The sequence below is a fragment of the Oligosphaera ethanolica genome (genome assembly GCF_030814695.1).
In the GTDB taxonomy this organism is placed as follows: Bacteria; Verrucomicrobiota; Lentisphaeria; order Oligosphaerales; family Oligosphaeraceae; genus Oligosphaera; species Oligosphaera ethanolica.
In genome coordinates this window covers 727,444-745,190 of sequence record NZ_JAUSVL010000001.1, presented here as the reverse complement: position 1 = coordinate 745,190, position 17,747 = coordinate 727,444, and the positions used below count along the sequence as shown (strand labels likewise).

Genomic DNA, 17,747 nt, shown 5'->3' with positions numbered 1-17,747 from the left:
CGATATAAGGACGCGAGTTGGCATGGGCGGGCCTGTGGGTCTATCCATAGGCTTTATTTCTCACGCGAAGGCCATGTGGCGCAATGGGCTGCGGGCGTTACATTCATTGGCGGTAGTGTTGCGCGCGGCGCCGTGCGTGTTTCTGCGGCGGTGTCGGCGCGCCGAGGCGATGGGCCACTGAGATCAGATGAGGTGTGTGAATGGACGAGAAACTGCTGGAGACGCCGTTGGCTGCGGAGCATCGCGCATTGGGTGCGCGGATGGTGCCTTTTGCGGGCTGGCTGATGCCGGTGCAGTACGCTGAGGGCATATTGGCGGAGCACCATCATTGTCGGCAGCACGCTGCGCTGTTCGATATCTGCCACATGGGCGAGTTTCGGGTCAAGGGCGCGCTGGCGGCGGCGGACCTCGACCGCATACTGGCTCGGCCGGTGGCCGACCAGCCCGTGGGCAGCTGCCGATATAACTTCTCTCTGAATGAGCAGGGCGGCGTGCGCGACGACCTCATTGTCTATCGCCTCGCGGCGGACGAGTTTTATCTTGTGGTCAATGCCGGGCCTTGCGCTGGCGATGCGGCATGGATTGGCGGTCACTTGTCGACGACGACCGCGTTTGCGGACGAATCGGCCGCCACGGCCAAGCTGGACTTGCAGGGGCCGGAAGCGGCCGCCGTGCTGGGGCGGCTGGGGTTGGCGACGGCGTCATTGCCGCGTTACTATCATTTTCAGCAGACGGCCATTGCCGGCGTGCCGGTGCTGTTGAGCCGTACGGGCTACACTGGCGAGCTGGGGTTTGAGCTGTATTTTGCGGCCGCGGCCGCCGTCAAGCTGTGGCGACTGCTATTGGCAGATCCGGCGGTGAAGCCCGCTGATCTGGGCGCACGCGACACTCTGCGGCTGGAAATGGGCTATCCGCTCTATGGTCATGAAATGGACGAAACGACGACGCCGGTAGAAGCCGGCTTTGGCGCCATGCTGAAACTGGGGCAGCCGCGCGAGTTCATCGGCAGTGCCGTTCTGCGTGATCCGGTCGCGGGCAAGCCGCGACGCCGGCTAATCGGCATGGCGTTGGAGAACAAACGGGCCGCGCGCGCTGGCGCACCGATCTACTGCGGCGCCGAGCAGGTGGGCACGGTGAGCTCTGGCGCGGTCGCGCCGAGCCTGGACCGCGCGGTCGCCATGGGCTATGTCCGTGCCGACCTGGAGCTACCGGTGGGCGCGGCGCTGGAGCTGGACAACGGCCGGGTGCGCCTGGCCGGCACGGTGGCGGCGTTGCCCTTCTATGGCGCCGGCAGCGCCCGCATGGAGCTCGCCGGACGGTGAACGATCAGTGATTGATATTGGATGGACGATATGCCTCCGACGTTTATGCCTGCTGCAGGAAGCATCCTGAAAGGGGGCGACATAGCAAGCAAGAAAGTGAGTTCCATTGCCCCTTCGGCCCCAGTCAGCTTCGCCGACTGGGGCCGAAGGGGCCGAGGAACACGAACATAGTTGCCGTTGCACCCAGGGCGGCGCACGCTTTCAGCGTGCTTGCCCTGGGCTAATATGTTTCGCGCTTTCAGCGCTTCTGCCGCTTCGCGGCGATGAAATGCCGCGATGACATAAGGCTGATTTGAAGAAACAACAGGCGCCATGGTAATCGTTACGTGAAGGGCCCCGGTCCCTTGCGTCCCCTGAGACCGACTGATAACAATCACTCCTATGAAACACGCTGCCGCAAAGGTCGGCGGAAATCAAGGTCGGATGGCTGGGCGGCGACTGGCCGTGGGTTTCCTGCAAATTGTCCCAGCGAAGCGCCGGGGTGTACACTGACCGCTTACGGCGAACGGTGAATTAGCCATGCCGGCGCGGTGAACTTGTGCGGCCGCGGCGCTATATTCGTACTTTTGCAGTTGTGAATGACAGAACGGCGCAGGCCATGTGCCAACCCAGGAAGGAGCAGCGAGATGAAATACTACGCAGAAACTCACGAGTGGATTGAGGTCGTTGACGGCATTGCGACCATGGGCATTTCCACGTTCGCGGCTGAGGAGCTCGGCGATCTGACTTACGTGGAGATGCCGGCGGTGGGCAAGGCCTTCGCGGCGGGCGCCGTCATCGGCACGGTTGAGTCCGTCAAGGCCGCATCAGACATCTTTGCGCCCATTGGCGGGACGGTCAGCGAGGTTAACGACGCGCTGGCCGCCGACCCGGCGCTGCTTAATCAAGCGCCCGAGGGCGACGGTTGGATTTGCCGCCTGAAGGACGTCAAGGAAGACGAGCTGAAAACGCTGCTCACGGCCGAGCAGTATCAGAAGACCATCGCCGAGTGATGGTGCTGCCGGCGGCAGTTGTCTCTGAGCATTTTTGCCTTGCGTAGAGAGGAGCGACGACCATGCCATTCATTGCCAATACGGATGCCGACCGGCGGGAAATGCTGGCGGCCATCGGCTGTGCCAGTCTGGATCAGCTGTGGGACAAAGCCAACGTGCCGGCGCCGACGAGCGATTTTTCCATGCTGCCGTCGGGGCGTTCGGAGTACGAAGTCGCCAAGCACCTGACGCATTTGGCCGGTAAGAACGCCACCGAGCTGGTGTGTTTTCTGGGCATGGGCTACTACGATCATTTCATACCGGCGGCGGTGTCGGAAATACTGGGGCGGTCGGGATTTTACACCGCCTACACACCTTACCAGGCAGAGGCATCGCAGGGGACGCTGCAGGCCATCTTCGAATGGCAGACGGCCATCTGCCGCCTGACGGGCATGGACGTGGCCAACGCATCGCTCTACGACGGCGGTACGGCGGTTTTCGAGGCGATGGTGATGGCTCTGCGCAGCACGCAGCGGCGGCACGTGGTGCTTGCCAGTGCGGTTTCGCCGATCTTCCGGGAAATGCTCAAATGCTACAGTGCCAATCTGGACTGTCGTATCACTACGGTGGCTACTGATGACGAACGCAGCAATCAAGACGCGTTGCTGGCGGCCGTGGACGACGATACAGCCTGTGTGATCGTGCAATATCCCAACGCGTTCGGCACCATTGAGGACTGGACGGCGTGCGTGGCGGCCATCAAGGCTCGTGGCGCGCTAGCAGTCTGCGCGTCCTATCCGACGGCGCTGGCCGTGGTGAAGACGCCCGGCGAATGCGGTTTTGACATCGTGGTGGGCGAAGGCCAGCCGCTGGGCATGCCCTTGTCCTTTGGCGGGCCCTACCTGGGTTTCATGTGTACAACCAGCAAGCTGATGCGGAAGATGCCCGGGCGCATTGTCGGCCAGGCGAAGGATGCGTCGGGGCGCACCGGCTACGTGCTGACGCTGCAGGCGCGCGAACAACACATTCGGCGGGCGCAGGCGATGTCCAACATCTGTTCCAACGAGAATCTCTGCGCGCTCTGCGCGCTGTCCTACATGACCCTGATGGGCAAGCAGGGGCTGGTGGAGGTGGCCGAGCTGTGCATGTCCAAGGCGCGCTACGCATTGGATGTACTCAGTTCCATTCGTGGCGTGCGGCGGGTCGGCTCACAGCCTTTTTTCAATGAGTTCGTGGTGGAATTGCCGGTAGACGCGGCGGAGGCTAGCGGTCGCATGGTCGAGAAGGGCTACGCGGCGGGGTTCCCGCTGGGGCGTTACTATTCCCAGCGACAGAATCAGCTGCTGGTGTCGGTGACGGAGAAGCGTACCCGCGAAGAGATCAACGGCTTTGCCAATTCCCTGGAGGCGGTACTATGGAACTGATATTCAATCAAGGCGCGGCTGGTCGTCGCGGCGTCCGCCTGCCCAAATGCGATGTGCGGCCTTTTACGACGAGCGACTTGCCGGCGTCCCTGCGGCGCGGCGCGCCGGCGGCATTGCCGGAGGTGAGCGAGTTGGAGACGGTGCGGCATTACACGCTGCTCAGCCGTTTGAACATGGGCGTGGACACCCATTTTTACCCGCTGGGGTCCTGTACCATGAAGTACAACCCGAAGATCAACGAGCGGATGGCGGCGCTGCCGGGTTTTGCCAATCAGCACCCGCTGCTGTCGCAGCTGCGCAAGGGCGGGTCGCTGTGCCAGGGATCGCTGGAAGTGCTTTATGAAACCGAGCGGATGCTCTCCGCGCTGATGGGCTTTGCGGCGACGACGCTGCAGCCCATGGCCGGCGCCAATGGCGAGCTGACCAGCGTCATGATGTTCGCGGCGTACCACAAGGCGCGCGGCGACCAGCGGCGAACGGTCATGCTCATACCGGATGCCGCGCACGGCACCAACCCGGCATCGGCCGCCATGGCCGGCTTCGATTGCCGGGAAATCGCCAGCGACGCGGACGGCGATGTGGACCTCGACGCGCTGCGGGCCGCGCTGGGCGACGACGTCGCCGGCATCATGCTGACCTGTCCGAACACGTTGGGATTCTTTGACAAGCATGTGGAGAAGGTCGTCGAACTGGTGCATCAGGCCGGTGGGCTGGCCTACTGCGATGGCGCCAATTTCAACGCGATTGTCGGTCGGGTGCGTCCGGGCGATCTGGGGTTCGATGCGATGCACGTGAATGTGCACAAGACCTTTTCGACGCCGCACGGCGGTGGCGGACCCGGCGCCGGGCCGGTGGGCGTGGCGGAGAAGCTGGTGCCCTTTCTGCCGAAATCGCGGGTGGTGAAGCACGCTGACGGCAGTTACAGCCTCGCGTACGACTATCCGCAGTCCATTGGCTACATTGCGCCGTTCTACGGCAATTTCGGGATTTTGTTGCGGACTTATACCTACCTGACGATGTGCGGTCGCGATGGCTGCAAACGCATCAGCGAGAACGCCGTGCTCAACGCCAACTACATCCGGGCGCGTTTGGCGCCGTACTACGAGCAGAAATTTACGCGTTATTGCATGCACGAGTGCGTGCTGTCGGCGCGCCCGCAGACGCGCTTTGGCGTCCACGCGCTGGACATCGCCAAGGCGCTGTTGGACGCGGGTTTTCACGCGCCGACCATTTATTTCCCGTTGATCATTCCTGAAGCGCTGATGATTGAGCCGACGGAGACGGAGTCCAAAGAGATGCTCGACCGCTTCTGCGATGCGATGATCGACATTGCCAAGAAAGCCGAGAGCGACCCCGAGGCAATCAAGCGCTGCCCGTTGACCATGCCGATTGGCCGGCTGGACGAAGTGTCCGCGGCGCGGCAGCCGGTGCTTACTGCCCGGCCCTGCTGCTGACAACCCGAGGAGGAGAGCGAGTTGCCATGGAATTACGCGGCCGGAAGCTGCTGTTCATCTCACAAAAGGCTGGATTTTTCGGCGGCGTTGAGCGCTACATCTTCCAGGTCGGGGCGTTGCTGCGTAAGCAGGGCGTGGAGCTGTGGGGCGCTTTCGCCGAGATGGCCCGGGACAGCGAGCGCTTTCGCGCCGGCTTTGACCGGTTGCTGCCAATCACTGAGTTGCCGGAACTGGACCGGGACTTTGCACTGGTCGGCGTGCACAAGCTAAGCGACAACACGCTGCTGCAGGACCTCCTGGAGCGTTATGGCGAGCGACTGGCCTTGTTTGTCCACGACCATGACGTGTATTGCCCGCGTTCGCACAAGTATTTTCCTTTTACTCGGCGGAACTGCCAGCTGCCGTATGCGCGGTTGCTCTGTGGCTGCTGCGGTATGGCGATATCACCTCGGCGTTGGTCGGGGGGGCTGCGGGGGGAATTGCGGGAGAAATTCTCGCTTTTTCCCGAGCGTTTTGCGTGCTATCGTCACTTCCCCCATTTGGTGGTGCTGTCGCAGTTCATGCGCGACAATCTTGTCGCCAACGGCTTTGCGCCAGAGCGCATCACGTTGATACCGCCGCACATACCCGTCGCGGAGCCCGCACCAGTGCGGTCGGCGGCGACAGCTGACGCGCCGCCACGGATCATCTTCATTGGGCAGCTGATACGCGGTAAGGGCGCCGACATGCTGTTGCGGCTGTTGCCGCTGTTGCGGCAGCCCTATCGCGTTGAGATTATTGGCGACGGCAAGGACCGCGCGATGTTGGAGGCGCTGGCGTTGTCGCTGGGCGTTGCGGACCGGGTAGAGTTCAGCGGCTGGTGCCTGACGCCTGAGGAGAAGATGGCCACGGCCGATCTGGCGGTGTTGCCTTTTCGCTGGCAGGAGCCCTTTGGACTGGTGGTGGCCGAATGCGCGGCGGCGGGCTTGCCGGTGGCGGCGTTTGCGCTGGGCGGCGTGGGCGAATCGCTGATTCACGGCGAAACGGGCCTGATGGCGACGCCCGGCGACCTCGCCGAGTTGGCCCGGCATTGCGACCGCCTGCTAGGCGATGCGGCGCTGCGGCAGCAGATGGGCCAGCGCGGCCGCGAATTGATCAGAACAAAGTTCTGTCAGGAGCGAGTACTGGCCGGCTACGACGCGCTGTTGACACGCATCGCCGTCGCGACGGGTGGCGCCGGGAACACGGGGAACGCTGGGAATGCGTAGGCTGGCGAGTTATGCCTGCTAAGTGGGATAGTTTGAGTCATAGCTGAATGCGGGGTGCCATGCTCTTTATATGGTGTGTTCACAATGGCCTGGGGATGGGTTGGTTAGTCATCCTGCGCGAGACCATATTGCCGATGTATTGAGCGCCGAAGGCGCGACCTAAGATAGCCCAGGGCAAGCGCGCTCAGGGCGCGCCGCCCCGGGTAAGGGGCCCGGCCGAAAAAAGCCCTGAAGGGGCGGCCTAAAAGAGCTTTGACGAGGTACAACAGTGCAAAATGCGGCTGCAGGACATGAGTTCCATTGCCTCTTTGCCCCCAGTCAGCTTCGCCGACTGGGGGCAAAGAGGCCGAGGAACACGAACATAGTCGCCGTTGTACCCAGGGCGGCGCACGCTTTCAGCGTGCTTGCCCTGGGCTGGTATGTTTCGCGCTTTCAGCGCTTCTGCCGCTGCGCGGCGAGGGAAATGTTGACCGACGGCAAGGTATGACATGAAAGAGCGTTTGCGTCGCAAAGGGTAAACGTAATTTGTGAACAGCTCCTAAGCACTTGGAATCGTTAAGTAAATAACATTGACATGTGGGGTGATATGGCGCGACGCATCTGCGAGTACATACTGTGTCTGCTGGCGACGCTGTCCTGGCTGCTGCCGCTTGCCGTGCTGGTGTTGCTGATCCAGTGTTGCCGCCGGCGTCCCTGGCTGGAGCGCGAGCGGGTCGTGGCAAATTTGTCTGGCGGTGAGATGACGGTGTGGTATCTGTCGTCGTCGTGGCCTTTGGTACGCTGGGCGCCCTTGCTGTTGTGGGTGCTGGCGGGGAAGATGTCGCTATGTGGGTGGGGGCTGCGCAAGCCGGGCGAGGCGCTGCCGGCGATTGCGAGCGGGGCGGCGCGGCCGGCGATCTTCAGCCCGTGGCTGCTGCATCAGTCGACGCGCATGGGCATCGCCGACCGTGAAAGCGTCGAAGCCGCATTTTGCGCCTCGCAGAGTTTGCGTGGGGACCTGAGTCTGCTGTTACGGTGTTTATTCGCGCTGCTGTTTTTCTCGCCGCTGGTAGCGCCGCAGCTGTCGGAGCGTCTGGAGTTGTTTGGTATTCCCTTCGCCAACAGCACGCAGGCGGAAGCCACGGCGGCAATTGTGGGCGCGGCCGCCAGCGGCGCTCGCGGGCTGCGCGCAGTTTTTTTTGTCAATCCGCACTGTTTCAACCTCGCCAATGCCCGGGAAGACTACCGCGCGGCGCTGCTGCAGGCGGATCGCATTTATCCCGACGGTAGCGGCGTGGTGTTGGCCTGTCGCATGCTGAACACGCCGCTGAAAGAGAATGTCAACGGCACGGATTTGTTTCCGCGGCTGTGCCGGTCGGCGCAGGAGCAGGGCCGTTCGCTGTATCTGCTTGGCGGCAAGCCCGGCATTGCCGAACGCGTCAAAGAACGCATGACGGGGGAATTTCCCGGCCTGAAGATAGTGGGCACGCAGCACGGTTATTTCAATTTTGAGGAGGACAGCGCTCGGGTCATTGCCGCGGTCAATGCCGCGCAGCCGGACATCCTGCTGGTGGCTTTCGGGGTGCCCCTGCAGGAGCTGTGGCTGATTGAGCACCGCGATGAGCTGCGCGTGCCGGTGCGGCTCGCGGTCGGCGGTCTCTTCGACTTTTATTCCGGGGCGATTCGTCGGGCGCCCTTGTGGTTGCGGGAGATGGGCTTGGAGTGGGTTTTCCGGCTGATGCTGGAGCCGCGGCGGATGTTTCGCCGCTACGTCATCGGCAACCCCAAATTCCTGCTGGCGGTGTGGCGCTATGGGCGTCGGCTAGAGCGGTCGGGGGGCAATGCGGCGGGCTAATGGCGGTTATTTGAAGAATGACCGGATGCCGGTGAAGAGCATTTCGGCGGCCATAGCCGAGAGGAAGAGCCCGGTGAGTTTGCTGATGATGGTGATGCCGCGGAGGCGCAGGACGCGTTCTAAGAAGGACCCCAGCAGCAGGATTCCTGTCAGTCCGGCGATGGCGGCGATGAGCGACGCCGTGGTGATCAGCCGGAGATTTACGTCGGTGGTCTGCGCGCCAATGACGAGCAGCGCGCCGGTGGTGCCGGGGCCGACGGTGATGGGTATGGCCAGCGGCACCACCGCGATGTCACTGGACTCAATGGGGCGGGGTTTGCTGCTCTGGTGATCGCCCTGGACTAGGCCGACAGCCGTCAGGAACAGCAGGGCGCCGCCGCCGATGCGGAAGGCATCGACCGTGATGCCGAAGACGTGGAAGATCCAGTTCCCGAAGTAGAAGAGGATGATGCTAGCCGCGAAGGACGCCACGCCGATGCGGATGGCCAGGCGCCGCCGGTCGCTCTCCGGCCAGCCGATGGTCATGGACAGGAACATCGACAGGACAAAGAAGGGCGTGAGCAGGACGGTGAACTGCAGCCAAGTCGTGAAAAAGGCGGCCATGGTCATGCCTCCGAAGATGCCGGGGCGGCGCTAGTGGTGTCTTTGGTGGGGCTGACGACGCGGTGCAGGGCGAGAAAAAGCCCGGTGCCGAGGATGGCGCCGAGGGTATCGGCGAGCATGTCCTTCTGCGCGTCCCAGACATCGCCTTGGGAGCCGAGAAAGGCCGCGCCGACTTCGCCGCCGTCCATGGCGGCGTAGAGCCACTCGATGATTTCCCAGGCGGCGGCCATGGCCATGATGGCGGCCAGGCCGACAGTAGCGGCCAAAAGCGGCGTGCGCAGCCAGTCTTTGCGGTAGGCAAATTCGGCAAAGAGGAAAGCATTGATGCCGATGACGAAATGGGCGACGCGGTCGTAGTGATTGCGCTCAAAGCCGAAGGCGTTGCTGACCCAGTCGAAAGGCACTTTCTCAAAAGTGTAATGGGCGCCGATGCTGTGCATGATCAGCCACAACGAGACGATGGCGTAGCTGGTATTGGAAAAACGGAACCAGCGACTGCTGACCAGCAGCAGCGCGCTGATGGCGATTACCGACGCCATCTCCACCCACCACACCGCGCGGTCCGCCGGATTGACCGCCGACCAGGCGTAGACGGCCACAAGAAGCAGGATATTGCCGTAACGCCAGTTACGGGAAAAGGCACTCGTTGATGAGGTCATGACCACGGCCTTCCAGGCTTTGGACGAGACTGTCAAGATGGACTGGGTAACGCCGCTGGCGAAGGCGCGGCGACAGGCCAATAGTGTAGCTAACACCAGCTCGAAAACAACCGCCTGACGCAAAAAAGCGGCGCGGACGGACAGGTTGGAGGTGTGGACAGGGTGGACAACGTGGACAGCGTGGACAGGGTGGAGTGCCGCGCTGTGTGTGGCTCTGTAAGAAGGTGTTGGCTACTGCGTGGCGGAGAAATTTCTGTTCTTTGCGCAAATGGCCTTATATTATTGGTTTCACTGGCGGCTCTGCGGGCTACTAGTCACAGTCCGGCCGTGGTTTGGTCGGGCCAGGCAGGCATGTTTGTGGTACGGACTATATAGGCATACGCATGTTGTTATTGGGCATAGTTGTGTGGATCAATCTGGTGTATTCCCTGCGGGTGACTGTGGAGGGACTTTTCACCTACGGGCTGTTGCGGGTGGCAGACGATGGACTGCTTGATCGTGCCAGTGCGGTCTTCTCAGGTGCAGAGATCAAACTGGAGGATAGCGAGTGGCGTTATATGCGGCGTTTGGTCCTTAGCAGTCTCTTTGAGATGCTGGCCTTGCTGTTGGAAATGGTGCTGATGGGCTATTTGCTGTGGCGCGGCACGCAGCGGCCGCTGGCGCTGGCCGTGCTGCTGAAAGATGTCATCTACATCGGGGTGATGCTGCGTATGGCCTGGCGGCAATCGGCGACCGGCGTGGTGAATCTGCTGGACATCAAGGAGATGCCGCCGCGCAGTCTGCTGTTGGAGCGTGCCGGTTATTTATTTTCGGCGGCGGCCATGTGCTGGCTGCTGTACAGCGTGGTGTTGCAGGCATCGGGGCTGCTGGCCTAAGGGTCGCGACGACGGTGCGGGAAAGGTCTTGGAGTTGGCAAAGAAATCGGTCAATGTATTTTTGCTCAGTGGCAACGACGCCAGTCTCATCCATGCTGAGGCGGACAAGCTGGTGCGGTCCATTGCGGGCGAAAATCCCGATCCCTTTGCTTTTGAGCTTTTTCAGGAGGGCGATGCCGGGCCGACGGCGGCGATGCTCTACGGCATGCTGCGGTCACTGAAGTCGCCGCCATTCCTAGGCGGTCAAAAGACGGTATGGCTCAAGCATTTCACGGGGTTTGACGCCGAAGGCGAGAAGAAGGGCGGCGATACTGTTGGCGGTGCGCTGCGCGATTTGGCCGAGCTGATCGGCGCAGGCATCGGGCAGGACATCGTGTTGGTGATGGATGGCGTCGGCATCGACCGGCGCCGGGCGCTGGGCAAGGCCTGCGAGGCCGTGGGCGAATTGCGTCTCTTCAACCAGCCTGACCGGAAAAAGATGGGCTGGGAGCGCACGATGGTGGCCTACATCCAACAGGCAGCCGCCGACAAGGGCCTGACCCTGCGTGATGACGTGTGCAATTTCCTGGTGGACATTGTCGGCACCGACACCTCGCGGATCGACGTCGAGCTGGAGAAGCTGATCTGCTACTGCGGCGGCACGAAGCAGCCGGTGACGATGGCTGATGCCGCGGCCGTCTGCACGGGCCAGGCTGAAGAGATGATCTGGGTGATGGGCAGTGCCCTCGGCAGCCGTAATCTCGCATCCGTGCTGCAGGTGGTGAACAGCCTGGTCGGCCAGGAGAAGGACGACGACCGGGCGGCGCGCTCGCTGATCATCAACGCGGCTAATTATTTTCGCGAGGCGCTGCGCATTAAGGTCTTCATGGCTGAACAGCGTATAAGCAATGCGCCGGGGCTCAAGCGTTTCCTTGAAGGCGCGAGTGCCGAGGAGAAGAATGCCTTGGTGGCCGAAGGCATGACCTTTGTCAACTACCATCCCTACCGGGCGATGAAACTGGCCGAGGAGATTGGCCGTTTTTCGCCGCAGGAGATGATTGAGGCCATCCGGGTGCTGCGCGATGCGTTGTGGCAGTGCATGTCGTCGGCCACGGCGGCGCGAGTGTCCCTGGAAAACGCCTTGATTCGCATCGTCGGCTGTGGCCGCCGTTAAGATAGAGTCCCGCAAGCAATTAGGTGTAGCAACCGCAACAAGCCCAAGCAGGAATAAACGATATGAGCACGAATGACTTTGAAAACAGCCTTGACGTGTTGAAGATTCTTTCGGAAGCCCTGACGGTACCACGTTCGCTGGACGACGGCCTGGATCAGATCACCAGCATGACGCGGAAGCTCATGGGCACTGATCAGGCCGGTTTTCTGTTCCGGGATGAGGGCACGCACAATCTCATCCTGCGTTCTGCCGTGGGCATTGAGGGCGATAAGTTGCGGGTGGGCTTTCCAGTGGATCTGCCGGCGCGGTTGCACAGCATACTGTGGCGGCTGCGTAGCCTCCATCAGATCAACTGGGTTGATTCCGGTATTGAGGGCCTGCGTTTCCCCATGATTGTCATGCCGGTCACGGTCAAGGGCGAGCGGATTGGCCTGCTGGTCGCCAGCGGTGCCAAGTCCGAGAGCAACAAGCCCTACGATCCCATTCGGCGCCGGCTCTTTTCGCTGATCGGCTCTTTTGCGTCACTGGTCATTGAGAACTCGAAAGTGTACGATTACCTGCGGCAGCACTTCGCCATCAAATCGCAGGAGTTTCAGGCGGCGAACTGCGCCGCCGGCAAGAACATCAGCGAAGATGAGCGACTGAAGAATCTGATGGTGCTGTCGCTGAACAACCCCACCAAGGTGGTGCGGCTGCTGGCGGAGTCGTTTTACAAGGAGCTGGTGCGTGCGGGCTTCAATGCCGGTCACATCACTATCGCCGCTGCGCAGATACTCGACTGCCTCACCCGTTGCACGCCGCCAGCCAGCGGTGGCGCGGCCGGCAAGGACTGCACGGCCGGCAACGGCGGCTGCAGCTGCGGCAACGGCAACGGCAACCAGCAGAAAGAAGGTTGAGTCATGGCACTATGGAGTGGCCGCTTTGCGGAAGAGACCGACGCGTTGGTCCGGCGTTTCACCGAGTCGATTTCCTACGACCGGCGTCTGTATCCGTTTGACATCCAGGGCAGCATCGCGCACGCACGCATGCTCGGGCGGCAGGGCATCATCCCCGCGGCAGATGTCGAGGCGATTGTCGCCGGTTTGACTGCCATCAAAGCCGATATTGACGCCGGCACGTTCGAGTTTCGCGAGGATCTCGAAGACATCCACATGAATATCGAGGCGCAGCTGACGGCACGCATCGGCACGGCCGGCGCGCGTTTGCACACGGGCCGCAGTCGCAACGACCAGGTGGCGACGGACGAACGCCTGTATCTGCGGCACGAAGCCGACCAGATGCGTGCCCACTTGGCATCTCTGCAGCGCGTGCTGGTCGGCCTGGCCGATGCGCATGCCGCAGTGATCATGCCGGGTTTTACCCACCTGCAGCATGCGCAGCCGGTGCTTTTTGCACATCATCTGCTGGCCTATGTGGAGATGTTCGCCCGCGATCGCGAGCGGCTGGCGGACTGCCGCAAGCGCATCAACCGCCTACCGCTGGGCGCTGGTGCCATCGCCGGCTGCACGCTGCCGCTGGACCGCGAAGGCGTCGCCCGCGAACTTGGTTTTGATGCTGTCTTGCGCAACAGCATGGACGCCGTCGGCGACCGCGACTGCCTGGTGGAATTTCTCTCGGCGTTGGCCATCTGCGCGATGCACCTATCTCGTCTGGCCGAAGACGTCATCATCTGGTTCAGTCAGGAGTTCGCTTTCATCGAACTCGGTGACGCCTTTACGACGGGTTCCAGCCTCATGCCGCAGAAGAAGAATCCCGATGTGGCCGAGCTGGCCCGCGGCAAGACTGGCCGGGTCTACGGGCATCTGATGGCCCTGCTGACGACGATGAAGGGCCTGCCTCTGACCTATAATCGCGATATGCAGGAGGACAAGGAGGGGCTGTTCGACGCCATTGACACCGTCAGTCTGACTCTGCTGACCATGGCGGCCATGCTCAAGACCCTGCGGCCCAGAGCGCAGCGCATGCGCGAGGCTGCCAGCGATCCGTCGCTGATGGCGACGGACCTGGCCGAGTGGCTGGTGAAGCAGGGCGTGCCTTTCCGTGACGCGCATCACCAGGTGGGACATTTCGTCGGCTTCTGCCAGCAACGGGGCATCGCCTTGAATCAGGCCAGCCTGGATGATATGCGGCAGTTCTTGCCGCTGGCCACTGACGAATGCCTGGCGCTTTTTGACTGCGCCCGCAGCATCGCCGGCCGCAATCTTACCGGCGGGACCGCGCCGGCGCAAGTCGCCACGCAGATCGCCTTTTGGAAAGAGCAACTCAAGGGAGTAAACGCCGAATAATGATTGATCATAGGCCGTCTCCGGAGAGGGAGGGCTTGGCCAGCGCTGCCGCTGCAGCGCCGGCAGTACCGCGTTTGTCCACTGACCCGGCGTTACACCGGCCGGCGACGGGACATCTGGACGTACTGGACGACTGGCGGGCGCTGGCGATGTTTCTGATTGTGGTCTATCATCTGCTGTTTCTAGTCTTTCGCCAGTTGCCCCATGTGTATGGCGGCGTGGGGGCGCTGGCGGACAGCGGGACGGCGCTGTTTGCACTGCTGGCGGGTTTTCTGTGCCAGTACCAGTCGACAAATTTTCGTTTCTTGCCTTTTTTGCGCAAGAAAGCGCTGACGATATTGTGTCCCTACGCGATTGCGACGGTGTTGCTGGAGCTTATGCAGTGCATTCGTGGTGGCAATTATCAGCTGCTGAGTTTCGTTCGTGAGGTACTGGTGAGTCTGCTCGCGGGGCGTGGCGGCGTGCACCTGTGGTTTGTGCCGATGCTCATGATTTTTTTCCTGTTGACGCCGTTGACCTTGTGGCTTATGCGGCAGAGGTGGCACCATGTCGTGATTGCGCTGTTTTTCGTGCTGTCGCTGGTCATTGGCCGGGCGGGCTACCTGCAGGTGTTGCACAATACGCTTTATTTTCTGCCCTTCTACCTGCTGGGCATGGCCGGCGCGTTGGACCACGAACGCTGGCTGCTGTGGCTGCGACGACGGCAGCTTGTTTTGGCGAGCCTGAGTGTGGTACTCTTTTTTGTTGCCTGCGTCCTGCCGGATGAAGCGCATATCCAGACTCTGTGCCGGCTGGTCTTCAGCTTGGCATACATCGGGACGCTGGCTCGCAACGCGGCCACCGCGACGGCGGGGATTGGCAAGTCCATGCGGGAACTACTGCTGCGGATATCGCCGACCAGTTTTGGCATTTATCTCTATCACAACAGCTTCATTGGCGTGATAGTCGCGCCGATTTTCCGTCGCTATGTCACCGTTTTGTCCGAGCCGTTGATCTTGGTGTCGTTGCTGGTGGCGGCAGTGCTGACGACTCTGTTGATGACTGCCGGCGTCGTGGCCGTACAGCTTGGGCTGAAGAAGCTCGGCGTCAAAAACACCCGCTGGATCATTGCCTGAGGGTGCCGTTGTGCGTGCGGGGCGGGTGCGCGTTTATTTGCTGGCGGGGCCTGCACCGGGTTGCGCCTGGGTGTAGCGGCGGTGGAGGGCCTTGTCGCGGTATTTGTCCTGACTGTCGCTGATTTCATCGTTGTTGTATGCCGAGAAGACGTTGAGGACGGTGATGCTGCGCTGCTGAGGGTCGCAGTGGTAAAATGCGCGCCAGGTGCGGTAGGCGAGGATGGCCGAGTCGTCGCAGACGGCTTCCAGGCGATGCCGGCGTGGGTTGAGAGGCTCGTAGCTGAGATGATTGAGGATGAAAGGACGCAGGCAGGTTAGGCCGTTCATCTCCAGCCAGCAGAGCTGCTGGTGGGCGTTGTCGGCGAAGCGGACGGTGAAGCGCGCGTTGTCGTCGTCCCTGGTCCAGCCGGGATCGGCGTCGGGAAAGGCGTCGGCGTAGGGGAGGTAGGGCTTGATGTCGAGGATGGGCGTGCCGTCAAGGAGGTCATGACGGGCGATGATGATGTCGAGACCTTTGATGGCGACGAGCTCGACGCAGCTGAGGCCAATGGGGTTCGGCCGGTAGGGCGCGCGGCTGGCAAAGACGCCGACCTTGCGATTGCGATGGCAGGGCGGTCGCACCACGGGGCGCCAATGCTGGTTGCGATGGAACCAGAACAGCACCCAAATGTGCGAAAAGCCGTCGAGGTCGCGGAGGGCGTCCTGGAAATTGCCGTCAGGGCGGAGGGTGATGACGCCGCGGTTGCTGTCAGCCAGGACGGCTTGGCGGGGCACATCGTAGGCGTATTTGGCATCGGCATGGAAGGTGCCGATGGGCGTGAGAGCCAGAGGGGCGTCGGCTGGGGATGGGGTCGGATGGTTCGGCATGGCGGTTCAGGTGGTGGTTGGCAGACTATGCTTTTGACCAGCGGCGGCAGGTGTTGCCGACAATGGCGACGAGGGTGCCCATGCAGATGCTTGAGCGCAGTAGCGGCGCTAGCCACGCCGGCGCGTGCGTCGCGATGGCCGGGCTGCTTTGGACGCCCAAGCCGATGGCCAGCGCCATGCCGGCGACCATCAATTCGCCATGACTGGGCTGGCCGCTGAATAAAATGCGCAGGCCCACGCTGAGCAGGATGGCCACAGCGACCAGCATGCTGCCGCCCAGCACCGGCGCGGGCATGATCGTCAACGCCGCCGCCAGTTTGGGGAAGAAACTCAGCACGATCAGTAGCGCCGCGACGATGACGCCCACTTTGCGCGAGGTCACGCCGCTTAATTCGGCGATGGCGATGTTGCCGCTGAAACTGGTGTTGGCAACGGTGCCGAAGAGCCCGGCCAGGGCGCTGCCCACGGCGTCGGCCATGAGGCCGCCGCTGAGCCGGCGATTCTCTACCGCGCTCATTTTTTCGCCGCTGACGACGGCGATGGCGTGGATGTCGCCAAAGGTCTCGATGGCGCTAATGACGTAGAGTATGGCAAAGGGCAGGGCGAAATCCAGCGAGAAGGCCAGGCCGGTCCAGCCGGGTTGCGGCAAGGCCAGCCAGGCGGCTTCGCGCAAGTGGCTGACATCGCCCATGCCGAAGAGCGCCGCCAGCGCCGATCCAGCCAGGAGACCGACAATGACGGAGCCGACGCGGACGATGCCCCAGGGGCAGGCATTGGCCAGGAAGGTGCAGACAACAGTGAAGCTGCCCACCGCGAGCATGCGCCAACTGGCCAGGTCGTCGCCGGCGTTGAAGCCGCCCATGAACTGCTGGATGCTAACCGGGACGATGGAGCAGGCCAGCAGGATGACAATGACGCCGATCACCAGCGGCGGCGCCAGGCGTTTGAGAACACGTGCCGCTGGGCTGAGCAGCGCTTCAACCGGCGCCATGGCCAGCGTCATGCCGCAGACCAGCGCTAGGCCGCCGGCCTTGCCCGCCATGATGGACGGCGCGATGAACAGGCTGCTGGAGCCCATCACCAGCAAATAGCCCGACCCTAGCACCCCCCAGCGGCTCACTTGCAGAAAGGTCGTCAGACCCGATACCAGGATGGCGATGCCCACCAGCCGCGTACTGTCCTCGGCGCTGACGCCGATGCCGCGGGCAATGATCAACGGGACCATCACCAGCCCGGCAAACATCGCCATGGTCTGCTGCAGAGCCGCAACTCCGAGGGTGAGCGACGAGGGACTCAAGACGCGCGATATGGTGGGGCGAAGTGACGTGGGCATGGGCGAGATTGTCGAGGAAAGGGGGATGAGGACGAGGAAAAATAGGGGGGCAGATGAAGCGAGGGAAAACGGCCGGCGGTAAACAGAACGATTGGTTGTCGCCGGGGTTTTGCTGGTCGCATAATGTAGGCCAGCCAAGCCGTTTTTCCTGCAAAGAACGCAAAGATCGGCCTGATCGACGTAATCGGTCGGTTGCGAATAGCTGGCCGCCAGCGCCGCCTCTTGCCTGGCGGGACACTGGGCGCTGAAATGGACGCTATGGACATCGTGGACATTGTGGACATTGTGGACATTGTGGACATTGTGGACATTGTGGACATTGTGGACATTGTGGACATTGTGGACATTGTGGACGCTGCCAGTCAGTCCCTGGTGTCCAAGTAGTCCACAACCGGTCCCCAGCGTCCAAGGCGTCATTCCCCATGGTCCAGAAAGTCCCCACGGTCCAATCCATGGGACCATGCCTCATGAGTCCGTGAGTCCTCACCGCAGTGCGCGCAGTCGCCAATAAGTGCCGCCGGGACGGCGGCGCTCCCAGGAGCCAAGGCGTCCTCACGGTCCTAGTGGTCCTCTTTGCGGACGGATCTGACGGATCCGACCGATCG

Annotated in this window: 16 protein-coding genes; 12 read left to right on the top strand and 4 right to left on the bottom strand. The window is 62.1% G+C overall.

Annotated features, from left to right (window positions below):
- Window positions 1-200 precede the first annotated feature (200 nt).
- The 6 genes from gcvT to J3R75_RS02580 all read left to right on the top strand — a co-directional run bounded on the left by gcvT (window position 201) and on the right by J3R75_RS02580 (window position 8,252).
- Window positions 201-1,322: a glycine cleavage system aminomethyltransferase GcvT gene (gene gcvT, locus J3R75_RS02605; RefSeq protein ID WP_307259764.1), complete on the top strand. Its 1,122-nt coding sequence runs from the start codon at window positions 201-203 to the stop codon at window positions 1,320-1,322.
- 626 nt (window positions 1,323-1,948) lie between these two features.
- Entirely contained in the window at window positions 1,949-2,314 is a 366-nt protein-coding gene (gcvH, locus tag J3R75_RS02600) for a glycine cleavage system protein GcvH (protein WP_307259763.1), read from the top strand.
- Window positions 2,315-2,376: 62 nt separating this feature from the next.
- Window positions 2,377-3,717, top strand: a complete 1,341-nt coding sequence (gene gcvPA, locus J3R75_RS02595) for an aminomethyl-transferring glycine dehydrogenase subunit GcvPA (RefSeq protein WP_307259762.1) — start codon at window positions 2,377-2,379, stop codon at window positions 3,715-3,717.
- Window positions 3,708-5,171, top strand: coding sequence for an aminomethyl-transferring glycine dehydrogenase subunit GcvPB (gene gcvPB, locus J3R75_RS02590; protein ID WP_307259761.1), 1,464 nt, complete (start codon window positions 3,708-3,710; stop codon window positions 5,169-5,171). The genes gcvPA and gcvPB overlap by 10 nt, the downstream gene beginning before the upstream one ends.
- A gap of 26 nt (window positions 5,172-5,197) precedes the next feature.
- A complete protein-coding gene (locus J3R75_RS02585; RefSeq protein ID WP_307259760.1) occupies window positions 5,198-6,418 on the top strand; it encodes a glycosyltransferase family 4 protein in 1,221 nt (406 codons plus the stop codon).
- A 586-nt stretch (window positions 6,419-7,004) separates the two neighbouring features.
- Window positions 7,005-8,252 (top strand): WecB/TagA/CpsF family glycosyltransferase, encoded by a 1,248-nt coding sequence (locus tag J3R75_RS02580; RefSeq protein WP_307259759.1) that lies wholly within the window; start codon window positions 7,005-7,007, stop codon window positions 8,250-8,252.
- Window positions 8,253-8,258: 6 nt separating this feature from the next.
- Here J3R75_RS02580 and J3R75_RS02575 read toward each other — a convergent pair whose 3' ends face one another.
- Entirely contained in the window at window positions 8,259-8,855 is a 597-nt protein-coding gene (locus J3R75_RS02575) for a MarC family protein (RefSeq protein ID WP_307259758.1), read from the bottom strand.
- A gap of 2 nt (window positions 8,856-8,857) precedes the next feature.
- On the bottom strand, window positions 8,858-9,514 hold the full coding sequence (locus tag J3R75_RS02570; RefSeq protein WP_307259757.1) for a DUF2238 domain-containing protein: 657 nt from the start codon (window positions 9,512-9,514) through the stop codon (window positions 8,858-8,860).
- 383 nt (window positions 9,515-9,897) lie between these two features.
- Between J3R75_RS02570 and J3R75_RS02565 the strand changes: the two genes are divergently transcribed.
- From J3R75_RS02565 to J3R75_RS02545, 5 genes are all read left to right on the top strand, one after another.
- On the top strand, window positions 9,898-10,389 hold the full coding sequence (locus J3R75_RS02565; RefSeq protein WP_307259755.1) for a hypothetical protein: 492 nt from the start codon (window positions 9,898-9,900) through the stop codon (window positions 10,387-10,389).
- Between the two features lie 34 nt (window positions 10,390-10,423).
- A complete protein-coding gene (gene holA, locus J3R75_RS02560) occupies window positions 10,424-11,542 on the top strand; it encodes a DNA polymerase III subunit delta (protein WP_307259754.1) in 1,119 nt (372 codons plus the stop codon).
- A 62-nt stretch (window positions 11,543-11,604) separates the two neighbouring features.
- Window positions 11,605-12,438: a GAF domain-containing protein gene (locus J3R75_RS02555; protein ID WP_307259753.1), complete on the top strand. Its 834-nt coding sequence runs from the start codon at window positions 11,605-11,607 to the stop codon at window positions 12,436-12,438.
- A 3-nt stretch (window positions 12,439-12,441) separates the two neighbouring features.
- The gene (gene argH, locus J3R75_RS02550; RefSeq protein ID WP_307259752.1) at window positions 12,442-13,827 is read left to right on the top strand and encodes an argininosuccinate lyase; all 1,386 of its coding nucleotides are present in this window, start codon (window positions 12,442-12,444) and stop codon (window positions 13,825-13,827) included.
- Between the two features lie 35 nt (window positions 13,828-13,862).
- A complete protein-coding gene (locus tag J3R75_RS02545) occupies window positions 13,863-14,942 on the top strand; it encodes an acyltransferase family protein (RefSeq protein WP_307259750.1) in 1,080 nt (359 codons plus the stop codon).
- A gap of 33 nt (window positions 14,943-14,975) precedes the next feature.
- On the opposite strand, the gene tsaA is transcribed toward J3R75_RS02545, so the two are convergent.
- Both tsaA and J3R75_RS02535 read right to left on the bottom strand, forming a co-directional pair.
- Window positions 14,976-15,809: a tRNA (N6-threonylcarbamoyladenosine(37)-N6)-methyltransferase TrmO gene (gene tsaA, locus J3R75_RS02540; protein WP_307259749.1), complete on the bottom strand. Its 834-nt coding sequence runs from the start codon at window positions 15,807-15,809 to the stop codon at window positions 14,976-14,978.
- 25 nt (window positions 15,810-15,834) lie between these two features.
- The gene (locus tag J3R75_RS02535) at window positions 15,835-17,142 is read right to left on the bottom strand and encodes a uracil-xanthine permease family protein (RefSeq protein ID WP_307259748.1); all 1,308 of its coding nucleotides are present in this window, start codon (window positions 17,140-17,142) and stop codon (window positions 15,835-15,837) included.
- A gap of 258 nt (window positions 17,143-17,400) precedes the next feature.
- Here J3R75_RS02535 and J3R75_RS02530 point away from each other — a divergent pair, with 258 nt between their 5' ends.
- Entirely contained in the window at window positions 17,401-17,526 is a 126-nt protein-coding gene (locus J3R75_RS02530; protein WP_307259746.1) for a hypothetical protein, read from the top strand.
- The last annotated feature ends 221 nt before the right edge of the window (window positions 17,527-17,747 follow it).

What these genes read in the sequence shown, in the direction of transcription:
- gcvH (WP_307259763.1), top strand. Translation starts at nt 1,949, where the DNA reads ATGAAATACTACGCAGAAACTCACGAGTGGATTGAGGTCGTTGACGGC.
- J3R75_RS02570 (WP_307259757.1), bottom strand. Translation starts at nt 9,514, where the DNA reads ATGACCTCATCAACGAGTGCCTTTTCCCGTAACTGGCGTTACGGCAAT.
- J3R75_RS02535 (WP_307259748.1), bottom strand. Translation starts at nt 17,142, where the DNA reads ATGCCCACGTCACTTCGCCCCACCATATCGCGCGTCTTGAGTCCCTCG.
- J3R75_RS02555 (WP_307259753.1), top strand. Translation starts at nt 11,605, where the DNA reads ATGAGCACGAATGACTTTGAAAACAGCCTTGACGTGTTGAAGATTCTT.
- gcvPB (WP_307259761.1), top strand. Translation starts at nt 3,708, where the DNA reads ATGGAACTGATATTCAATCAAGGCGCGGCTGGTCGTCGCGGCGTCCGC.
- J3R75_RS02580 (WP_307259759.1), top strand. Translation starts at nt 7,005, where the DNA reads ATGGCGCGACGCATCTGCGAGTACATACTGTGTCTGCTGGCGACGCTG.
- J3R75_RS02575 (WP_307259758.1), bottom strand. Translation starts at nt 8,855, where the DNA reads ATGGCCGCCTTTTTCACGACTTGGCTGCAGTTCACCGTCCTGCTCACG.
- gcvPA (WP_307259762.1), top strand. Translation starts at nt 2,377, where the DNA reads ATGCCATTCATTGCCAATACGGATGCCGACCGGCGGGAAATGCTGGCG.
- tsaA (WP_307259749.1), bottom strand. Translation starts at nt 15,809, where the DNA reads ATGCCGAACCATCCGACCCCATCCCCAGCCGACGCCCCTCTGGCTCTC.
- gcvT (WP_307259764.1), top strand. Translation starts at nt 201, where the DNA reads ATGGACGAGAAACTGCTGGAGACGCCGTTGGCTGCGGAGCATCGCGCA.
- J3R75_RS02565 (WP_307259755.1), top strand. Translation starts at nt 9,898, where the DNA reads ATGTTGTTATTGGGCATAGTTGTGTGGATCAATCTGGTGTATTCCCTG.
- J3R75_RS02585 (WP_307259760.1), top strand. Translation starts at nt 5,198, where the DNA reads ATGGAATTACGCGGCCGGAAGCTGCTGTTCATCTCACAAAAGGCTGGA.
- J3R75_RS02530 (WP_307259746.1), top strand. Translation starts at nt 17,401, where the DNA reads ATGGACATCGTGGACATTGTGGACATTGTGGACATTGTGGACATTGTG.
- argH (WP_307259752.1), top strand. Translation starts at nt 12,442, where the DNA reads ATGGCACTATGGAGTGGCCGCTTTGCGGAAGAGACCGACGCGTTGGTC.